We start from the raw sequence: 442 nt of genomic DNA, 5'->3' as shown, positions 1-442 counted from the left end.
GAGCTGATGGCCGATGACGGCGCCTGGCGCAGCGACGGAAGAGGTCGCTGATGAGTAAAAAGCCGGAAAGGCCGGGCTCGGGAAGCATCCGCGTCCTGAAGACCAGGATCAAGAAGAAGAGTGGCCTGAAGGAATCCTCGCGCCGCTGGCTCGAGCGCCACATGAACGATCCCTATGTGCAGCGCTCCAAGGCCGACGGCTACCGTTCACGCGCCGCCTACAAGCTGATCGAGATCGACGACAAACACCATCTCCTGAAGCCCGGCATGAAGGTGATCGACCTCGGCGCCGCGCCTGGCGGCTGGTGCCAGGTGGCGGCTGCGCGGACGAAGTCGACGGCGGAAAATCAGCATGTCGTCGGCATCGACTATCTCGAGATGGATGCGGTTCCGGGCGCAGTCATTCTGCAGTTGGATTTCCTCGACACCAAAGAGAAGAAAAA

Annotated in this window: 1 protein-coding gene; it reads left to right on the top strand. The window is 61.1% G+C overall.

The annotated features are described in order from the left end of the window. Nucleotides 1-50 precede the first annotated feature (50 nt). On the top strand, nucleotides 51-442 hold a 392-nt coding region (locus tag EN874_RS32250), incomplete at its 3' end, for an RlmE family RNA methyltransferase (RefSeq protein WP_135884714.1).

It is taken from the genome of Mesorhizobium sp. M1D.F.Ca.ET.231.01.1.1 (genome assembly GCF_003999155.2).
GTDB lineage: Bacteria > Pseudomonadota > Alphaproteobacteria > Rhizobiales > Rhizobiaceae > Mesorhizobium.
This window is presented reverse-complemented; position numbering and strand designations above follow the sequence as displayed.